This window comes from Lysobacter sp. Soil_N_51, assembly GCF_057655755.1.
Genome location: NZ_JBDGLR010000011.1, coordinates 101,759 through 122,061 on the forward strand (window position 1 = coordinate 101,759; position 20,303 = coordinate 122,061).

Below are 20,303 nucleotides of genomic sequence, written 5' to 3' on the forward strand. Positions count from 1 at the left end.
GCAAAGGCGCCGCCGGTTCGCCCCCTGAGCGCGGGCGCGAGGCCGGGCCGCGACGGCGCTGGCTTAGAATGGCGGGCATGATCGTCAACATCGCCGCCTACCACTTCACCGTCATCGACGATCCGCCGCAGCTCGCCGCCCACCTGCGCGAACAGGCGCAAGCCCTGGAACTGCGCGGCACCGCGCTGGTCGCGGGCGAGGGCATCAACCTGTTCCTGGCCGGCGCCGCCGCCGCGATCGAAACCCTGCTCGACGGCCTGCGCGCGCAGCCGCGTTTCGCCGGGCTCAGCGTCAAGTACAGCCACAGCCGGGCCCAGCCGTTCGCGCGGCTCAAGGTCAAGCTCAAGCAAGAGATCATCGCGTTCCGGCGCGAACACGCCTCGCCGCTGCGCGAACGCGCGCCAAGCGTGACGCCCGACACACTCAGGCGTTGGCTCGATCGCGGCAGCGACGACAATGGCCGGCCGGTGGTGATGCTCGATACCCGCAACCGCGAGGAGGTCGGCTACGGCAGTTTCGACCATGCCCTGACCCTGCCGATCGACAACTTCACCGACCTGCCCGAAGCGCTGGCTCCGCACCGCGAGGCCTTGCGCGACGCCACCGTGGTCAGCTTCTGCACCGGCGGAATTCGCTGCGAAAAAGCCGCGTTATGGCTGCGCGCGGATGGCATGGACAACCTGCTGCAGCTCGACGGCGGCATCCTGGGCTACTTCGAACAGGTCGGCGGCCAGCATTACCAGGGCCGTTGTTTCGTGTTCGACGAGCGGGTCGCGCTGGATCCGCAATTGCAGCCGCTGCACGACCGCGACGCCTGAGCGTTCGGCGTTTTTGCCATTTATTACAAACTATTAACCCGTCCAAACGGGTCCAGCGGTTAGGCTGCGCGTTCGCACCGCGCCGGCGCCCCCGCGCCGATCCCCCCGCGCGCAGCGAATGCAGCCAGGCCTCGCGTTCCAGCGGCAACCGGTATGGTGCCGTCCGCGCAGGCCCAGTCGATCAGCTACGAGGACCCCGAATGAACCGACGCTTGTTCCCCGCCCCGACCGTGCTCGCGCTCGCCGTATTGGCGCTCGCCGCGTGCAGCCAGGGCGCGCCGGTCAACACTGCCGCCCCGCAGGAAACCACCGCCGCCCCGCCGCCGCCGCAACAGTCGGTGCCCGATCCGGGCGCCGATCCGGTGGCGCGCGCGTCGCCGCCGACGCTGACGCCGGTCGCGCTGGGCACGTTCGAACCGGGCAACCCGGTCGCCCAGGCCACCACCGGCAAGCTGACCATCGACGAACTGGAGCTCAAGGGCGAAAACGGCTCGTTGTACAAGACCGAGCGGGTCGCGATCGTGCGTGGCGGCGACCAGTACTCGGCCGGCCAGACCTACGGCGCGACCATGCAGGTCGAGGCCAGCCAGACCGTCGAACTGCGCCGCGTGATCGAGCAGGTCCCGCCGAAGGAAACCCCGGCCAACGCGTTCTGCGGCACCGTGCCGACCGGTTTCATCGCCTTGGCCAAGGTCAGCGAATCGACCGGCGACGTGGTCAAGCTGATCGCGTTGCAGGGCAGCGACCTGCCCGCGGCGACCGCGCAGGGCGTGGGCTTGTGCGCATCGATGTTCTATATGGGCAAGGCGGCTGAGAAGGCGCCGGCTTGAGGCGACGGGGTTTGGCGGCCTAGCGCCGCCGTTGGTTATTGCGCGCACTGATGTGAGTTCCCGAGTTCATGTACTCGCGAATCCAGTTACGTGATCCGCAATAGGCCTATCGCGACGACCCAAGCACGCGTCAATCAGCCCACTTTGGGAAGTGGCTGGCGCCTGCGCATCTGTTTAATGTCGCTGGTGCGAGTGCGCTGAGGATTTGCTGTTGCTCTTGGTAGATCAACTGCCCGATCAGCCCAGCAGATGCCGCGCCGCCGCCTCTCCCGCGATCAACCCGCTGGCGAAACACGCAGTCAGCAAGTAACCGCCGGTCGGCGCTTCCCAGTCCAGCATTTCGCCGGCGCAGAACACGCCGCGCGGCGACGAGCGCAGTTCCAGTTCGGCGGTCATCGCCTCCAGGCGCACGCCGCCCGCGCTGCTGATCGCTTCGGCGATCGGGCGCGCGCGCAGCAGGCGCAGCGGCAGACGCTTGATGGTGCGCGCGACCACCGCCGGATCGTTCAGTCCGTCCTTGCCGAGCACTTCGAACACCAGCGCCGTCTTGACCGCGTCGAGCCCGGTCTGCCGGCGCAGATGTTCGCCGACGCTGCGGCCGCGGCGCGGCTGGGCGAAGTCGCGCTCCAGTCGATCCAGTTCGCGTCCCGGCGCCAGATCCAGTTGCAGGTCGGCGTGGCCGTGCGTCGCGATCGCCTCGCGCAATGCCGCCGACAAGGCATAGATCAGACTGCCCTCGATCCCGTCCGCGCTGACCACGCATTCGCCCTGCAGCGCCTGCGCCTGACCGCGTTCGTCGAGCCAATGCGCGATCACCGCCTTGAGCGGCGCGCCGGCGTGGCGGGCGACGAAATGTTCGCTCCAGCCAATGTCGAAACCGCAGTTGGACGGCTGCAACGGCGCGATGTCGATGCCGCGTTCGCCCAGCCAGGCGGTCCAGGCGCCGTCGGAGCCCAGTTCCGGCCAACTGCCGCCGCCGAGCGCGAGCACGCTGGCGCGCGCGCGGATGCGGGTTTCGCCGTGCGGGGTTTCGAAACGCAGCGCGCCGTCCTCGCTCCAGCCCAGGCAGCGGTGTTGCACATGGAAGCGCACGCCGTCCTCGCGCAAGCGCCGCACCCAGCCGCGCAACAGCGGCGCGGCCTTGCGGTCCATCGGAAACACCCGGCCGGAACTGCCGATGTAAGTGTCCACGCCGAAACCGCGCGCCCATTCGCGCAGCGCGTCGGCGTCGAAACGGTCCAGCCACTGGCCGACCGCGTCGCTGCGCGCGCCGTAGCGTTGGTCGAACGCCGGCCTCGGTTCGCCATGGGTTAGGTTGAGCCCGCCCTTGCCGGCGATCAGGAACTTGCGCCCGACCGAGCCCTTGGCCTCGAACAGATCGACCTGCACGCCCAGCGATCGCGCGACCTGCGCGGCCATCAGGCCGGCGGGGCCGCCGCCGATCACGGCGAGGCCGGGCAGGGCCGTGTCGGGCGGTTGAGGCGTGGAAACGGACATGCTCGGACAGGCGGTCGTGCGGAACGGTCGGACATTATGCGGCCTGGACGCACGGCGAGCCTCTGGCATCCGCCGCCGCGATCGCCGACAGTGATGCCTTGACGGTTTGACCAGGGATACAGACACGATGCGAGCCACCGACTGGAAGGCGCACGGCGCCGGCCTGCTGATCTGCATGAGCGCGGCCGGCGCGGCCGCGCAAGCGCCGGCAACGACCGAAACGAGCATCGCGCCGGAGCAGGCGTTGCCGGAACAACTGCAGGACTTCGACGCCTACGTCGACGCAGTGCGCAAACAGTTCGAAGTGCCCGGGATCGCGGTGGCGATCGTCAAGGACGGCCGCATCGTGCTCGAACGCGGCTACGGCCTGCGCGAACTCGGCAAGCCGGAGGCGGTCGACGCGCATACCTTGTTCGCGATCGCGTCCAACACCAAGGCCTTCACCTCGGCCTCGCTGTCGATGCTCGCCGACGAAGGCAAGCTGAGCCTGGACGACCGGGTGATCGATCACCTGCCGTGGTTCCGCATGGCCGATCCTTACGTCACCCGCGAAATGCGTGTGCGCGATCTGCTCGCGCATCGCAGCGGCCTCGGCCTGGGCGCGGGCGATCTGCTGTACTGGCCGGGCACCGATTACAGCAACGAAGAAGTCGCGCGGCGCCTGGCCGAAGTGCCGCTCAGCGGCGGGTTTCGCGGCCAGTACGCCTACGACAATATTCTTTACGGCGTCGCGCAACTGGTGATCGAAAAGGCCAGCGGCCAGAGCTTTCGCGAGTTCCTGGCCCAGCGCATCTTCAAGCCGCTGGGAATGAGTGAGACCCGCTATAACTCCGATGCCTTGCGCGCCGGCGACAACGTCGCCAGCGGTCACGCCAAGGCCGATTTCAAGGATCTGCAGGCCGCGCCGCGGATGACCTGGTCGAACGTGGCCGGCGCGGGCGGGCTGTATTCCAGCGTCCACGACATGAGCAAGTGGATGCGCGTGCAGCTCGACGGCGGCGTCTACGCGCGACAGGGCGATAAGGAACAACGCTTGTTCAGCGCCAAGCGTCAGAAGGAGATGTGGTCGGTGGTCACGCCGATGCCGATCGCCGAACCGGCGGTGCCGGAACTGGCGCCGGTCAAGCCGAATTTCTCCGGTTACGGCGAAGGCTGGCAGCTCACCGACTATCGCGGCAAGAAGCTGGTGTGGCATACCGGCGGCTGGCCCGGCATGGTGTCGCGGGTGACCTTGGTGCCGGAACACAAACTCGGCGTGGTGGTGCTGACCAACGCCGAACTCGGCGGCGCGTTCCAGGCGGTGACGATGCGCGCGCTCGACGCGTATCTGGGCGCGCCCAAGACCGATTGGAACGCCGCGTACGGCGCGGCGTTGGCGAAGAGCCGCGGCAAGGCCGACGAGGATTGGAATCAGCACCTCAAGGCGCGCGATGCGAACTCGAAACCGTCGCTGCCGCTGTCGGGCTACGCCGGCACGTACCGCGACCCGTGGTATGGCGATGTCTATGTTGAAGCGGCCGCGGGCGGCAAACTGCGTCTGCGCTTCGGCCGCACCAAGGATTTGATCGGCGAACTCACGCCGTGGCAGCACGACACCTTCGTGGTGCGTTGGGATCAGCGTTGGCTCAATGCCGACGCCTTCGTCAATTTCTCGCTGACCCCGGACGGCAAGGTGCGCGAGGTGCGGATGGAGGCGATCTCGCCGCTGACCGATTTCAGCTTCGATTTTCAGGATCTACGCCTGACGCCGGTGGCGATGCCGGATGCGGGCAAGAAGGCGGGGTGAGGGATTCGGCTGCGTCGCGCGGCCTTGGGTGGTGCTTTCGCGCGAGCTTCGCTTGGCGCGGTGACTGTGGGGCGGGGCTGAAGTCCCGCCAGCCAATGATTTCGAAGCCGCGCTGTCTGTAGTGTTTCAGTCCGTGATCGGAATTCACTGGACCTGCGCGTGGCCCGGGCAAGTGTTCGCGATACCGGTTTGGACCCGATCCCCAGACCGCGAAGCACCAGCCTTGGCCGATCGCACGATCGCGGCCCGCGACGGGGTAGGGAGATGCGCCGCCCGCGTCGTTGTTGTCTAGGACTGGACTTCGGTCCGGTCCGCCCGTCGGCGTGGCTCCAGGACGCCGGCGGCCGCTCGTGGCCGGGCGGGACCGTGCCCGCTCGCCACTTCCGGCCCCGCACCGCGGCGCTACGCGGTGCGGGGCTTTCTCGTTGCGGGCCGGCGGATGCGCGATCCCGGCGAGCGCTGCTCTACAGCCCGGTTCTGGCAAGTTCGGCTGTGGCAAGCCCGGCGCTTACAAGCAAACGCGGCTCCGACAAGCTCGGCTCCGACAGACCTCGAGCGGCCTGACTCAGAACGAACGAGCCAGCCTCATTCCCAGGCCGCCTCGCCACCGCTAGGCGTCAGCCGCTGAGCGACGAAATCCAGGAAGCACGCGATCCGCGACGCCAATTGGGTGTTGCGGTAATACACCGCGTTGATCGGCTGGCGCACGTCCAGAGTCTCGCGCGCGAACAACTGCACCAGCGCGCCGTCGTGGCGGTCGCGGCGGGTCATGAAGTCCGACAGGCAGACGATGCCTTCGCCGGCCAACGCGAGCTGGCGCAAGGTCTCGCCGCTGGACGCATGCAGGTGCGGCGCGATATCGAGTTCGTTGCCGTGCGCGTCGCGCAGCGGCCAGCGGTTGAGCGTCGCGGTCGGCGCGAAACCGAGCAGGGTGTGCGCGCTCAGCTCGGCCACCTCGCGCGGCGTGCCGTGGTTTTTCAGATACGCCGGACTGGCCAGTACGCGCAGACGGCTGCTCGGCAGCGGCCGCGCGTGCAGGGTCGAATCGGCAAGCGCGCCGATCCGGATCGCGATGTCGGTGCGTTGCTCGAGCAGGTCGATGATCTGGTCGTTGGTGTTGAGCTCGAGTTCGATCTGCGGATAGCTGATGCGGAAATCGCCGATCAACGGCACGATCGCGTGCAGCATGAACGGCGACGCCGCATTGACCCGCAAGCGCCCGGCCGGCTGCTGCCGGCGCAGCGCCATCTGCTCCTCGGCATCTTCGACCGACGCCAGGATCGCGCGCGCGCGGGCCAGCATGCTCTGGCCTTCCTCGGTCAATTCCAGCCGGCGCGTGGTCCGCCGCAGCAGGGTGGTGCCGAGCTTCTCCTCCAGCCGGCTCAGGGCGCGGCTGACCCCGGACACGGTCTGCTCCAGCGACTCGGCCGCGGCCGTGATCGAACCGGTGTCGACCACGGTGGCGAAGGCCAGCAATTCGTCTAGGGTGATTTTCATGCCTGCATTCTAGGCAGACCGCCCGCGCCGCGCTGCGCTACCGGCCTTGTTTGGCGACACCTGCCGGCGAATACTGGGACGACCTCTCTTGCCTTGGCCGCATATGAGAACCCACGGAACCCTGGTCAAATGGAATGACGAGCGCGGCTTCGGTTTCATCGCCCCGGCGCAGGGCAGCGACGAACTGTTCGTGCATGTGTCGGCGTTCCGGCGCGGCGGCGCCCGGCCGCAGATAAACGAGTTGGTGTCGTTCGAAATACGCACCAAGCCCGACGGCAAGAAAGAAGCGATTAACGTGATGCGTGCCGGCGAAGCCGCGCGGCGGCCGGCGCATCGCCGATCGTCACGCGATACAGCCGCGCCGCGTCCTGGGTTGATCGCAAGCGCGCTGAGCATCGCCGCCGTTGTCGCGATCGGCTGGGTGGGCTACGACCGTTATTTCGGCGGTCGCGATGTCTCGCACGCGCCGATGGCCGAATCCGCTGGCGCCGCTTTATCCGGCAGCCGTCGTGCATCGCCCGGGCCGGTCGCTACCGTGTCGGATAGTCGTGCTGCGATACCCGCGTCGGCGGCGGAATCTGCGGCCGCTGCATCCCGCACTCGTCCGGCATTCGTTTGCGACGGCCGCGAGCATTGTTCGCAAATGACTTCCTGCGCAGAGGCGAGGTTCTTTCTGCAGCACTGCCCCAATACGAAGATGGATGGTGATGACGATGGTCTGCCCTGCGAGCAAGAGTGCTGACGAGGCGGACGGTGACCCTGACGGCTCTTTTGCAGCGAGTTTGAGCCGCCGACGCTGTTGGCTCCGGTCGCATCGAAACTCCCCTGAAAATTGACCGAAGAACGTCGGGGCTAAAGCCCCATCCCACAAAAGACTTCGCAGAGCGCAAGCGGTCGTGCAAAACCGGCGTGCTTCACATTACGAGTATCGACTCGCCGCGTTTCTCGCCGGCTTTACTTCCTGCGCCGCATCCTCGCCGCAAGCATCGCTCGCCCCCAGGAGTCCGACCATGATCCGCTCGCCGCGCGTGACCGCGTTATCGATCGCCGCCGCAATCGCGCTCACCGCCTGCGGCGAAAGCGCGACCCTGCAGGTCTCCGACGGCACCGGCGCGTCGCCGACCTTGCCGTCGCCGAACCCGACCACGCTGCCGACCGTCAACATCGCGCCCGCGATCGGTTGGCCGCAGGGCGCCAAGCCGACGCCGGCGCCGGGATTGGCGGTGACCGCGTTCGCGGTCGGGCTGGATCATCCGCGCTGGCTGCAAGTGCTGCCCAACGGCGATGTGCTGGTCGCCGAGAGCAATGCGCCGTCCGACGGCGAGAAACCCTCAGGTTTCAAGGCCTGGGTGGCGGGCCGGGTGATGAAGAAGGCCGGCGCGACGGTGCCCAGCGCCGATCGGATCAGTCTGTTGCGCGATGCCGACAACGACGGCGTCGCCGAGTTGCGCACGGTGCTGCTCAAGGACCTGCATTCGCCGTTCGGCATGGCCCTGGTCGGCAACGAGTTGTATGTCGCCAACGCCGATGCGGTGTGGCGTTTTCCGTATCGCGACGGCGAGACCACGATCGTCGACAAGGGCAGCAAGGTCACCGACCTGCCGGCCGGGCTCAATCATCACTGGACCAAGAACCTGATCGCCAGCCGCGACGGCGGCAAGCTCTACATCACCGTCGGTTCCAACAGTAATGTCGGCGAGAACGGGCTGGACAAGGAAGAGGGACGCGCGGCGATCTGGGAACTCGATCGCGCCAGCGGCGAAAAGCGTTTGTTCGCCACCGGCCTGCGCAATCCCAACGGCCTGGCCTGGGAGCCGGGCACCGGCGCGCTGTGGACCGCGGTCAACGAACGCGACGAGATCGGCAGCGACCTGGTCCCCGACTACATCACTTCGGTCAAGGACGGCGGGTTTTATGGCTGGCCTTACAGCTACTACGGTCAGCATGTGGATTCGCGGGTGAAACCGCAGAACCCGGAACTGGTCGCCAAGGCCTTGGTGCCGGATTACGCGCTCGGGCCGCATACCGCGTCGCTCGGCATCGCATTTTCGCAGGGCACCAGTCTGCCGGCGGCGTTCGCGAACGGTTTGTTCGTGGGCCAGCACGGTTCGTGGAACCGCAAGCCCAAGAGCGGCTACAAGGTGATCTACGTGCCGTTCAAGAACGGTAAGCCCGATGGCGCGCCGGTCGATGTGCTGACCGGCTTCCTCAATGCCGACGAAGACGCGCAAGGGCGGCCGGTGGACGTGCGCCTGGACAAGCACGGCGCCTTGCTGGTCAGCGACGACGTCGGCAATAAGGTGTGGCGGGTGACGGCGGCGAAGTGAGCGATCGAAGCCACGGAGTTCGACGCGGACGCGCGATCAATCGCAGCCGTCGCGTCCGCCGTCGAACAGCACCGCTTGCTGCGCCTTCGCCGCCTGCGGGCGTAACCCGGCGGCGCTGACGCTGAGTTTGAGGTGTTCGGCCGAGACCTCGACCCGCAGCCGCTTGCCGCCGCCGCGTTCGAGGTATTCGATCACCCGCGTGCCCGCGGCGGCATTGTTCGCCGGTGGCGCGCTCGTCGCTGAGCGGACGTATTCAATTTGTCCGCTGGGATTGGCGATCATCGTCGGCATCGCATCCGGGTTGGGTTTGCGTGCCTTGGCCGAGCGCAGGGTCTTGACCGGCGCGTCGGCGTGAGCGGTCGTCGGCGCGGACACGATCGGCGCGGTCGCCATCGCCGCGTGCTGGCCGTCGCGCGAGAACATCAGGCGCAGGCGTTTGTCCGGATCGTCGCCGTCGGCGCGCTGCAACTGGCCGGTGAGCCAATCGGAACGTTCGCGGTCGGGCAGCAGGCGCAGCAGCAAGGTGGCGCGGCCGTTGGGTTCGACTTTCTGGATCCAGCAGCCGCGCACCGCGTCGATATCGGCCGTCGCGTTGACCGGTGCTGCGGGTGACGTGGGCGGAGTCGGTGACGTTGTGGCCGCGGCATCGAAGGCGGCGAACGCGAACAGCAGCGGCGCGGCGAAACGCAGCGAGCGACGGGCAGCGGATGAGCGGGCCATGCGGGATTCTCGCGAAGGTGACCGGGCTCGATCTTAAGCGTCCGCGCCGCCGATCCCGGGTTTTCGGCGCCTCGTCGTGGCCGACGGTTCAGCGAGCCGCGCGCGTCATTGCACCACCGCCACCTCGATCTCGCGTTCGTCGCTGCGGCCGTGGTCGTCGACCACCGACAGACGGAACTGGCCGGTGCGGTCAGGCGTCCACGCCAGCGCCTTGCCCGCGTCGGCGCTGCCGATGAAGGTGTTGCCGACGAACCAGAACACCTTCGATACGTCGGCATCGACGGTCGCGGTCAGGCTCAGGTTGACTTGGTCGGGATGCGACAGCCGCATCGTGTAGCGGGTGGCGCGATACGGCGAGGTGATGCTCGGCGCCGAGCCCAGCCAATCCTGCGCGCCGCCGCAGTCGTGGCCGGCCGGCGGTCGTCGCCGCGGAATGCCGGCCTGCACGAACACCTGGGCCAGATCCGACGGCCAGAATTCGAATACCTCGGTGCGCATCGTGCTCGGGTCGAAACGTCCGCACACCGGTCGGCCGGTGGCGCGGTCCAGCGCGATCGCGCGATGCACGGTGCTGATCCGGATCGGCGACTTGCCCGGTATGAACCAGGTCATGCCGCGCTGCGGGCACCAGGCGTTGGGCAGATCGCCGCTGGCGCGACACACTTCGACTCGCTTGATGTTGATCGGCCATTGCCGCACCGGTTCGGCCAGATCCACGCGCGCGGCCTGCAGGCCGTCGACGATGTCGAAGAACAGCGGCGCGGCGGCTTCAACACCGATCAGCGCCGGATTGCTGGAGCCGTCGAAATTGCCCAGCCACACCACCAATACGTAAGGGCCGACGATGCCGACACTCCACGCGTCGCGGAACGCCCACGAGGTGCCGGTCTTCCACGCCACCGGCAAGGGCCGCGAGGCCGGTTGCGAACCCGCATCGGGGCGCGGATTCTGCCGCAGCATGTCGCGGGTGATGTAGGACGCCTCGGCGCTGAGCAGGCGCGCGCCTTCTTCCTGCGGATCGTCCTCGCGCCAGCGCAGCGGGCGCAGGCGGCCGTCGTTGCCGAGCATCGCGTACATGCGCGCGAGTTCTTCCATCGTCACTTCGCCGCCGCCGAGCACCAGCGCGAGACCGTAGTGATCCTTGCTGGCCATGCGGCTGACCCCGGCCTGACGCAGGAAATCGTAGAACGTGGGTTGCTTGAGCTGCGCGGCGACGCCGACCGCGGGGATGTTGCGGCTGCGCACCAGCGCTTCGGTCGCGGTCACCGGGCCCATGAAGCGGCCGTCGAAGTTTTCCGGCGTGTACGGTCCGAACGCGCTGGGCACGTCGCGCAGCACGGTCTGCGGATGCAGCACGCCCTGGTCCAGGGCGAGCGCATAAATGAAGGGCTTGAGGGTCGAGCCGGGCGAACGCTTGGCGTCGCTGCCGTTGACCTGGCCCTGGATCGAGGCGTCGAAGTAATCGGCTGAGCCGACCAGCGCGCGCACGCCCATGTCGCGGGTGTCGATCAGGATCGCGCTGGCGTTGCGCAGGCCGCGGCTGCGCTCGCGTTGCAGATGATTACGCACGCGTTCTTCGAGCAGCCGTTGCAGACGCGCGTCGAGGGTGGTCTTGAGTTCCGGCCCGGCCTGCGGATGCCAGGCGCGTTCGGCCAACACGCGATCGACCAGATGCGGCGCGCGGAACGGCAGTTCGCGCGCGCTGTGCAGGCGCAGCGGCAGATTGAGCAGCGCGTCCTCGGCGAGGTCTTCGGGATGGCGTTCGCGCCAGCGCGCGTACAGGCGCGCGCGCGCGGCTTCCAGACCGGTGCCGATGTAGAACGCGTCGTCGTCGCGCGCGGCGAGTTTGCCGCGGCGCGATGGCGCTTGCGGCAGCACCGCGAGTGCGAGCGATTCCGGAAGGGTCAGGCGATCGGCTGGTTTACGGTAATAGATCAGGCTGGCCGCGCCGACGCCTTCGATATTGCCGCCGTAGGGCGCGAAGTTGAGGTAGGCCTCGAGGATTTCGTCTTTCGAATAGAACAGCTCCAGTTGCAGCGCGCGCGCGATTTGCACCAGCTTGCCGCGCACGTCGCGGGTCCGCAGGCGCCAGCGCAGACGCGCGAGCTGCATGGTCAAGGTCGATCCGCCGATACGCGCCTCGCCGCTGCCGTAGGTCGACCACGCGCCGCGCACCAGGCTGATCGGGTTGAAGCCCGGATGCCAGCGGAACCAGGCGTCTTCCTGCAGCATCACCGCTTCGACCAGTTGCGGCGAGATGTCCTTGAGCGGCACCCACAGCCGGTAGCGCTGATCGCTGGCGAGGGTCAGCCGCAACAGCCGGCCCTCGCGATCGCGCACGACGGTGGACAGCGGGATCGATTCGGATAAGGACGGGTGGGGATACCACCGCGCGCCGATCAGCGCCGCGGCGAGGACGGTGAGGCTCAGCAGCCACCACCGCCATCGCCGCAGACCGCGGCGCAAGCTTGCGCGCACGGTCATGGCGTCGGCACAGTCACCTGCAACTCACCGGCCGGGCCGCCTTGCGCGTACACCGAGCGCTCGTACATCGATTCGGCATACACCGGCGGCACCACGAACTTGCCGCTGTTGTTGGCGCGCACCTTGTACTTGAATTCGGTGATCGCATTGCCGACGTCGCCGTACAGGACGATGCGGTCCTCACGCTGTTCGACGTGCTCGGGCGCGAAGGTCGAGCCGGGCAGGGCGAGGGTCTGCTGCGGCGCGGCGTTCGGGTCCGCGCCGTCGCGCGAGGGCTGGCCGTCCTCGTCGCCGCCTTCGCTGTCGCCGCATTCCTCCTCGCAGCCTTCTTCCTCCGAATCGCTGCTGCTCGTATCGCTTGCGGTCGGCACGGCGGCGTACTGCATGATCGGTTCGAAACCGCCCGGCAGCAGGTCGACGACCGCGATGTTGCCGCGCGCCTGCGCGCCCAGCGCACGCACCCGCAAGCGCACGGTGACTTCCTGGCCCTGCTTGAGCGCGGCGATCGGCTTGCCGGCGTCGTCGAGATAATCGCGGATCACTTCCAGGCCCTTGTCCTGCACGGCCTTCGGCAGCGCGCGATCGAAGCCGCTCTGATTGACCAGATACCAGGCCGGCGCCGGGCCACCCGGCGCGATCCACAGGCGCAGATCGCCGCCGGCGAAACCGCCGCGCGCGATCGAACCCTGGGCCGCGCCGATGCGCCGCGACTTGCCGTCCTTGCCGGCCGCTTCCAGCACCGGCAGCGGTTGCTGCGGCTGGGCGCCGGCATAGGCGTCCATCGCCAGCACGGTCAGCGCCGAGGACAAGGTGTTGTAGCTGTTGCTGCGCAGCGGATCGAGCAGACGTTCCAGCGCCGCCGGCTTGAGCTGGTCCTTGGCCAGCGGGGCGAAGTGGCGATTGAGCAGGTACACCGTCCAGGCCTGGTCGATGCCGTTGTCGTAGTAGTCCGCGTACGCACTCGCCGCGGCTGGCGCGGTGCGGTTGGCACGGATCAGCGCCTTGTTGGCGAGTGGCCGCGCGGCCTTGTCCTGCTGCAACAACTGATAGCTCGACGCGATCAGCAGCCCGGCCACGTCGTTTTCCCAAGTCTTCGGCTGATCGCGTTTGATCTGCTCATGCACGCCGCTGAGCAGGTTGCTCGCGGTGCGGCCCTGACGGACCAGCAGGTACACCGCCAGCGCGCGGCTGCGCAGCGAGGCCAGATCGTTGCCGGAACGGTCGGCGGCCATCTGTTCCAGATAACTATTGAGCGAACGCAGCAGATCGTCGGGTACGGCCTGGCCGCGGTCGCGCGCTTCGAGCAGATACAGCGCCGCGTAACCGGTGACGAAATCGTCGGCGTCCGGCGTCGCCGTCCACAGGCCGATGCCGCCTTCGCTGTTCTGGCGCGAGCGCAGCACGTCGATGATGCCGAGCTTGGGATTGCCCGCGCCCGGGCCGATCACCTTGCCCAGTTCGGGATGCGATTGCAGCACCAGCGCCGGGAACGCGCCGCTGAGCAACTGCTCGCTGCACTGGTGCGGGTAATCGCCGAGGTAGGCGGTCAGCCCGTCCAGCGCCACCAGCGGCGACACCGAGGCCGAAACCTGACGGGTGGCGTGCTGGTCGTACATCGAACGCAGCGGCTGGACGATCGTGCGTTTGTCGGCGCGACCGGCGATCAGGTCCTGGCGTGCGACCAATGCCGGCCGCAACGACAGTTCGATCCGTCGCTGCGCTTTATACGCCGTGCCCGACGCGGCCTGGATGCCGATCGGCAAGGCGCCGAGCGCATTGCCGGCGCGCACCCGGAACCGCACCGTGGTTTCGCTGCGCGGCGCGATCGAGACCGCCGCAGGCGCCGCGCCGACCAGGGTCAGCGACGGTGGCAGTTGCAGGCTCACCGCGACTTGCGCCGCGCTCTTGGCGCCTTCGATGGTGTTGGCCACGCCGACCGGCAGGTCGAATTCGTCGCCGGGCGCGACATGGGTCGGCACGGTCGGGGTCAGCACGAAATCGCCGCGCACGATCGCATCGCGCTGGATCACGCCGATGCGTTCGGGCGTGACCGCCACCGCGACCACCCGCACCTTGCCGTTGAAGTGATCGGGCAGGGTGAACTTGAACTGGTGGGCGCCGTCGACATCGACGATGCCCGACCACCACACCGCCGGTTTCTCCGACTTGCGCTTGAACGGATTGAGGTGCTTGGACATGCCGCCTTCGCCGTCGCCGCCGGGCGCGGCCGAAGCGGCGATGCGGCTGAACTCAGGCAGCAGCAAGTCGAGGATCTGCGCGGTGTCGACCTGTAGCGCCTTCTTGCGGAAGAAGTGATCCAGCGGTTCGCCGACCTTGTAGCGCGCGACCTGCAGGATGCCTTCGTCGACTGCGAACAGGACCACGCGCGCCTTGCCGTCGGTGGTGACATCGGCCGTCATCGGCGTGCCGGGCTTGGTCACCTTCGGCAGCGTCAAGGTCAGCGGCTGGGTGCGCGCGCTGCGATCGACCGCGAACGGCGCCACGCCGTACGACAGCGGGCTCATGTAGATCTCGTCGGAGTTCGGATCGCGCAGGAACTGCACGTTGATATAGCCGTTGCCCTCGAAATCCGCCGGCACGGTGATCTTCTGCACGCTGGCGTTGCTGTCGGCGCGGAACCACACGTGGGCGTAGACCTTGTCGCGCTCCAGCGTGATCAGGCCGCTGCCGGCGTACGGCGCGCGCACGCTGACCTCGATCGTCTCGCCCGGCTTGTAGCTCGGCTTGGACAAAGTGAGGCTGAGTTCGGCGTTGCGTTCCAGCGAACGGCTCAGATTGGCCGCGCCGGCGATGCGGTAGCCGATCTGGTTGAGCACCTTGCCGTCGCTGCCGCGCACTTCGAGCACGAAATCGCCGGGCTGGTCGGTCGGCAGGGTCACAGTCTGGCGGCCGCCGGCCATCGCGACCGGCTGATCGCGCAGGTCGTAACGGCGCTCGTGCGAGACGTAGCGGTACAGACCCGAATCCTGCTTGGTCAGCACCGACACATACCGCTTCTCGACCACCACCGCATGCAGGCCGTCGACTGCCTTGGCCTTGCCGTCCTGGCCGATGCTGAGCAATTGCAGGGCGCGCTTGGCGCCGCGTTTGACGTAGTTGAGATCGTCGAGCGGCTTGATGCCGACCAGGAAGTCGTTGTTCGACACCAGCGCGGTGGTCTGCGCGGCGACGCTGCGGCCGCTGCCGGGTTCGAACGCGCGCGCCAGGAAACTCAGCTGATAGGTCGCGCGTTCGTACTTGGTCAGGTCGAGCTTGAACTCGGCCTTGCCGTCGGCGTTGGTGGTCTGGTCGCTGAGCGCTTCGTCGTAACCTTCCTTGGCCCGCTGCGGGTCGAAGAACTGATAGCCCGGGTGCTGGGCGAAACTCGGGAAGTACGGACGCAGCACCATGGTGCCTTCGACCCGGCGTTGCTGCGCGGGGGTGCCGAACAGGTTCTCGGCCTCGACCGTCGCCGACAATTGCTCGGGCTTGATCCAGCCGTTGGGGTTATCCGACGACAGCTTCGCGCTGACCTTCATCGTGTCGGGCGCGAACTCGCGCACCTGCACCGAGGTCGAGCCGATCGTGGTGCGCTGGTTGTCGCGGCCGAGCAGGAACAACTGGATCTGCCAGGTGCCGCTGGGCGCGCTGTCGCTGGGCGCGAAGCTGGCGCTCTCGAAGCCTTGTTCGCTGAGCTTGAGCTTCTCGCGCTTGGCCACGTTGCCGCGCGGATCGGTGAACTCCCACTCCAGCGGCAGGCCGGTCAGCGGACGCTTCCAGTCGGCGGCGCGCACGATCATGCCGATGTTGATGGTGTCGCCCGGCCGGTACAGGCCGCGATCGGAGAACAGGAAGGCGTTGAGCGCGCCGGCTTCCAGGTCGTTGGGTTCGCCGCCGATGTCGAAGCGCGAGTAATCGAGCTTGCGCTGGTAGTCGTCGATCGGCAGGAACGAATAATCCTCGCCCTGGCTGACGGTCAGCATCGCCGGTTGTTTTTCGCGCTTGAAACCGGTCAGCGACGGCAGCTGCGCGCGGCCGCTGGCGTCGGTGTCGGTTTCGATCAGGGTCTCGCCGTTACGGGCCACCGCGCGCACGCGCGCGCCGGCCACCGGGGTGCCGTTGGCCAGCGATTGCACGAACACGTCGCGGCGTCCGTCCATCGCCTGCTTGACCACGATGCCCAGGTCGGTCAGCACGATCAGGCGGGTGTCTTCCTCGCTGCCGGCGTCGTCGGCCAGGGTGTCGGCGGCGCTGCGCTTGCTGTCGTCCTCGCTCATCGTGCGCAGGCTCAGCAGGAACACGCCGCGGCGGCTGGGCTTGAGGTACTGGCCCAGGTCGACGCCTTCGTAATGGGCCTTGGCCGGGTTCTCGGCCGGCAGCACCAGACGTTTTTCCTCGCGTTCGACCAGGCTGTCGGCGCTGAGGTTGTAGAAGGTCGGCTTGTCGTAGCTGCCGTTGTTGTTGAACACCAGGTGCTGGATCTGATCGGGCAGGACGCGTGCAATCTCCAGGCGCGCGGCCGGCACGTTGCGCGAAACCACGCTGATCCGGCGTTCGCCGCGCAGCGACAGCAGCGCGCCGTCGCCGACGAAACGCAGCAGCTTGGGATACTCGGGCACGGTCTGCACGGTGGCGTAATTGGCGCCGAGCATGAAACCGCCGAAGGCCTTCAGGCCCTTGTTGACGCGCAGGTAGATGCGCCGGCCCGGCGGGGCCTGGAACTTGAAGCTGTGGCTTTCTATGTATTCGCGTTCGGTCGGCATCGCGCTCAGCGGCAACGCGGTGGCGGCCTTGAGCACGGCCTCGTCGACATCGCTCTGCGACCAGCTGTAATTGCCGCTCTGCTGCGCCGCCGGACGGCGCGGGTCCTTGGCCGGCAGCAGCCAGGCGCGAACCGCGCCGGCCACGTCGGTGTCGCGCATGGCGTTGTTGAAGGTCAGCACCAGCACTTGTTCGGGTTCGAAGCGTTCGTTCTCGACCAGGGTCGCGGCCACGTCGCTGACGTTGACGCTGTACAGCGAAGGCAGGCGCACGCTGGCGCTGAGCTTGTCGGCGCTGCCGGTGCCGCCGCGCTTGGCCGGCACGCCGGCGGCGAGGTCGAGCACGACGGTGCCGCCGTTCTCGGGCAGGGTCAGCGGTTCGGAATGGACCCAGGCCTTGAGCCGGCGTTCGTCGTAAGTGACGGTGTACTTGGGCGCGGCCAGCGCGGTGGACGCGCCATCGGCGAGCTTCAGGGTGATCCGCCGCTGCAGTTCGGTTTCATCGACCGGGTGCGAGAACTTGAGTTCGAACACCGCTTTCTTCAGCGCCGGATCCTGCGGGTCTTGATAGAACTCGCTGTTGGCGATGTCGGCCTTGAACGGCGCGGTCTCGAATTCGAACGCGTTCTCCTGCAGCGCGACCTTGGGCGCGAGGGTCTGCTTCGGGTCGAGTTCGATCGAGTATTGGGTCTTGACCGGCCAGTCTTCCGACGGGGTGAACACCAGGGTCTTGTCGTCTTCCCAGGTCCACGCGCCCTTGAGTTCCGGCGTCATCGTCACGCCTATCGGCGCCGAACCGACTTGCTTGATCGGCGCGGCCGAGTCGGAAAAGCTCAGCCGCAGGCTGTCGACCTTGGGCGGGGTGCGGTCGTAATCGGTGAGCTCGGGGGTATGCAGTTCGACCGCGAGCGCGCCGGGAATCACCGGCTTGGGCCGGGTGACCAGCCAGTAGCTCAGCGAGCCGACCACGATCAGGCCGAGCAGGCTGCCGAGGTAGAGGCGGGGTTTTTGCCGGATGCGCGCGAACAGCGCGGCGAGCCAGGACGGCGGCGACCAGGCTATGTCGCCGAACACGGCGCGGCTGGCGCGGGTCCACGGTTTCGGGCGGCCGGCGTCGCCGGACTCCGTGGCGGGAGCCGGTTGCGGGGGCGGGGCAGAGGTTTGCATTGCGGAGATTCCAATCCGTGGTGCGGTGGCTAGTGCCGGGCCGGGCGATCCTGCCCGGCCGGTCCCCAAGAGTTTTCGACTGCATTTCGAGCGCGCGGGGTGTGCTTTGCGGCACATACGCGTATCGATCGATGCGGTAGACCCAAATGTTAGGAAATTGTTCCTGCCGTTCGTCGGCTTGTCGAGATTTTTTTATTGCTGGGTGTCGGCGGCGGTTTGGCGGCGGGTCGAATGCCGGGGTTCGAACGCGCCGACCGACCCGATGGCCGGGCCGTTTTGGTCCTGGCAAGGTCTTGATAGTGACAGCAACTCGCGCGCTTTCGCGCCGCGACCTGACAAAGCTGGCAGGTGGATGCCTTCGCCTGCGCCGGACTTTGCCGATGGCGACATTCCTCGCCTGACACCTGCTGACCGCGGCGACATACCCCGCCGATGGCACTTGGTCGGCCACCGCCGCACGTTCTAAGCTCGGGGCCGTTTTGTTGCTGGAGTCTGCATGGACATCGTCGCCATCCTCGTCGTCGTCGTCGGGTTGTATCTGGCGTTCAAACTGGTCGGCTTGCTGTTGAAGGGCGCGATGTGGCTGCTGGTGATCGGCGGCTTGTACTGGCTGATCGCGCCGCTTGCGGGCTGGCCGATGCCGGGCTGAGGTCGGGCAGGACGTTGGGTTGGCTGTGGGTTCGGGTTTCGACCATCACCGAGGAGAGTGCCGCGTCATGAACGACTTGCATCAAGCCGTGCCGGCGCAATGGATCGCCGACACCCAGGACATCGGGCGCCTGGTCCGCGCGATCTACGAATGCATTTCCGGCCCGGCCGGGGCGCCGCGCGACTGGGCGCGGTTCCGTTATCTGTACCACCCGCGCGGCCTGAGCCTGCGCACCGTGGTCGAGCCCGACGGCTCGACCCGCGCGGTGGTGTTCGACGTGGAAAGCTATATCGCCGACGTCGAGGCGCTGTTCGCCACGCAATCGTTTTACGAGGTCGAAACCGACCAGCGGATCGAACGCTTCGGCCAGATCGCGCATGTGTGGAGCAAGTACGACGCGCGCCCGAGTCCCGATTCGCCGGCGCTGCTCAAGCGCGGCGCCAACAGCATCCAGCTGTGCCATGAGCACGGACGCTGGTGGGTGTTCTGCACGATCTGGGACAACGAGCGCGATGGCTTGAGTTTCGATCTGTTCTGAGCGCGGCATTCAAACCTCTCTCACGCGCGCGGCGACCGTAGGACGTGCGCGGCTGAGAGGGGTTGGGGTGAGGGCGCGACCACGCTGGATCTTGCGATAAGGGCCACCAGGGCAACACAGAAGCGCCGATCCGGACCGAATACGCCGCTGGAATCGCGCGCCGCGGCCCCCAGATCGTATGCACTCTCCCCGGAACACCCCCGCATGCTGCCGTATTCCGTGCTCGACCTCGCCCCCGTCACCCAGGGCAGCGACGCCCGCCAGGCCTTCGCCAACAGCCTGGATCTGGCCCGTCACGCCGAAGCGCTGGGCTACAACCGCTACTGGCTGGCCGAACACCACAACATGCCGGGCATCGCCAGCGCCGCGACCGCGGTGCTGATCGGCCATATCGCCGGCGGCACCTCGACCATCCGGGTCGGCGCGGGCGGGATCATGCTGCCCAATCACGCGCCGCTGCAGGTCGCCGAGCAGTTCGGCACCCTGGCGTCGCTGTACCCGGACCGCATCGATCTGGGCCTGGGCCGCGCGCCCGGCACCGATCAAGCCACCGCGCGTGCGCTGCGCCGCTATTACGACGGCGCCGACAGCTTTCCGCAGGACGTCGCCGAACTGCTGCATTACTTCGGCCCGGTGCAGCCGGGCCAGACCGTGCAGGCCGTGCCCGGCGGCGGGCTGGAAGTGCCGGTGTGGTTGCTCGGATCGAGTCTGTTCAGTGCGCGCCTGTCGGCGGCGATGGGCCTGCCGTTCGCGTTCGCCTCGCATTTCGCGCCCGACGCGATGGACGAAGCGTTGACCTTGTACCGGCGCGATTTCAAACCCTCCGCGCGGCTGCAACGGCCGCACGCGATGCTGGCCTTGAACGTGGTCGCGGCCGACGACAGCGCCGACGCCAGGCGCTTGTTCACTACTCAGCAGCAGTCCTTCGTCAATCTGCGTCGCGGCCGGCCCGGGCTGATCCCGCCGCCGATCGACGACATTGAGACTTTCTGGACCCCGATCGAAAAAGCCGGCGTGGCCCAGGCGCTGGCCTGCGCGGTGGTCGGCGATGCGGTTGAGGTGCGCGACGGCATCGCCGCCTTCATCGACCGGCATCGGCCGGACGAATTGATGATCACCGCGAACGTGTTTGAGCACGGCGCGCGGCTGCGTTCGTTCGAACTGGCGGCGCAGGCGTTTCGGGCGAGCGTTTAGTCGTTACTGCGGAAAGACGCGGGGCTCGTCGCGGCG

Annotated in this window: 13 protein-coding genes; 8 read left to right on the forward strand and 5 right to left on the reverse strand. The window is 67.6% G+C overall.

The annotated features are described in order from the left end of the window. Positions 1-77: 77 nt before the first annotated feature. Positions 78-818 carry a sulfurtransferase gene (locus AC3A4T_RS21085; RefSeq protein ID WP_487677196.1) on the forward strand — a complete coding sequence of 247 codons (741 nt, stop codon included), beginning with the start codon at positions 78-80 and terminating at the stop codon, positions 816-818. Positions 819-1,018: 200 nt separating this feature from the next. After that, positions 1,019-1,648, forward strand: a complete 630-nt coding sequence (locus AC3A4T_RS21090; protein ID WP_487677197.1) for a hypothetical protein — start codon at positions 1,019-1,021, stop codon at positions 1,646-1,648. A 237-nt stretch (positions 1,649-1,885) separates the two neighbouring features. On the opposite strand, the gene AC3A4T_RS21095 is transcribed toward AC3A4T_RS21090, so the two are convergent. Then, positions 1,886-3,145 (reverse strand): TIGR03862 family flavoprotein, encoded by a 1,260-nt coding sequence (locus AC3A4T_RS21095; RefSeq protein ID WP_487677198.1) that lies wholly within the window; start codon positions 3,143-3,145, stop codon positions 1,886-1,888. A gap of 127 nt (positions 3,146-3,272) precedes the next feature. Here AC3A4T_RS21095 and AC3A4T_RS21100 point away from each other — a divergent pair, with 127 nt between their 5' ends. Beyond that, positions 3,273-4,931, forward strand: coding sequence for a serine hydrolase (locus AC3A4T_RS21100; protein WP_487677199.1), 1,659 nt, complete (start codon positions 3,273-3,275; stop codon positions 4,929-4,931). 585 nt (positions 4,932-5,516) lie between these two features. On the opposite strand, the gene AC3A4T_RS21105 is transcribed toward AC3A4T_RS21100, so the two are convergent. Continuing rightward, a complete protein-coding gene (locus tag AC3A4T_RS21105) occupies positions 5,517-6,428 on the reverse strand; it encodes a LysR substrate-binding domain-containing protein (protein ID WP_487677200.1) in 912 nt (303 codons plus the stop codon). A 103-nt stretch (positions 6,429-6,531) separates the two neighbouring features. Between AC3A4T_RS21105 and AC3A4T_RS21110 the strand changes: the two genes are divergently transcribed. Beyond that, positions 6,532-7,170 (forward strand): cold shock domain-containing protein, encoded by a 639-nt coding sequence (locus AC3A4T_RS21110; RefSeq protein ID WP_487677201.1) that lies wholly within the window; start codon positions 6,532-6,534, stop codon positions 7,168-7,170. Positions 7,171-7,438: 268 nt separating this feature from the next. Continuing rightward, positions 7,439-8,755 (forward strand): PQQ-dependent sugar dehydrogenase, encoded by a 1,317-nt coding sequence (locus tag AC3A4T_RS21115; RefSeq protein ID WP_487677202.1) that lies wholly within the window; start codon positions 7,439-7,441, stop codon positions 8,753-8,755. 36 nt (positions 8,756-8,791) lie between these two features. Here AC3A4T_RS21115 and AC3A4T_RS21120 read toward each other — a convergent pair whose 3' ends face one another. From AC3A4T_RS21120 to AC3A4T_RS21130, 3 genes are all read right to left on the reverse strand, one after another. Continuing rightward, positions 8,792-9,475: a hypothetical protein gene (locus AC3A4T_RS21120; RefSeq protein WP_487677203.1), complete on the reverse strand. Its 684-nt coding sequence runs from the start codon at positions 9,473-9,475 to the stop codon at positions 8,792-8,794. Between the two features lie 105 nt (positions 9,476-9,580). After that, positions 9,581-11,959 (reverse strand): penicillin-binding protein 1C, encoded by a 2,379-nt coding sequence (gene pbpC, locus AC3A4T_RS21125; protein WP_487677204.1) that lies wholly within the window; start codon positions 11,957-11,959, stop codon positions 9,581-9,583. Beyond that, entirely contained in the window at positions 11,956-17,886 is a 5,931-nt protein-coding gene (locus AC3A4T_RS21130; protein ID WP_487677205.1) for an alpha-2-macroglobulin, read from the reverse strand. The genes pbpC and AC3A4T_RS21130 overlap by 4 nt, the downstream gene beginning before the upstream one ends. Positions 17,887-18,382: 496 nt before the next feature. Here AC3A4T_RS21130 and AC3A4T_RS21135 point away from each other — a divergent pair, with 496 nt between their 5' ends. The 3 genes from AC3A4T_RS21135 to AC3A4T_RS21145 all read left to right on the forward strand — a co-directional run bounded on the left by AC3A4T_RS21135 (position 18,383) and on the right by AC3A4T_RS21145 (position 20,267). Continuing rightward, positions 18,383-18,535 carry a hypothetical protein gene (locus tag AC3A4T_RS21135; RefSeq protein ID WP_157476720.1) on the forward strand — a complete coding sequence of 51 codons (153 nt, stop codon included), beginning with the start codon at positions 18,383-18,385 and terminating at the stop codon, positions 18,533-18,535. Positions 18,536-18,602: 67 nt separating this feature from the next. Then, entirely contained in the window at positions 18,603-19,073 is a 471-nt protein-coding gene (locus tag AC3A4T_RS21140) for a hypothetical protein (protein ID WP_487677206.1), read from the forward strand. 204 nt (positions 19,074-19,277) lie between these two features. Continuing rightward, positions 19,278-20,267: an LLM class flavin-dependent oxidoreductase gene (locus tag AC3A4T_RS21145; protein WP_487677207.1), complete on the forward strand. Its 990-nt coding sequence runs from the start codon at positions 19,278-19,280 to the stop codon at positions 20,265-20,267. The last annotated feature ends 36 nt before the right edge of the window (positions 20,268-20,303 follow it).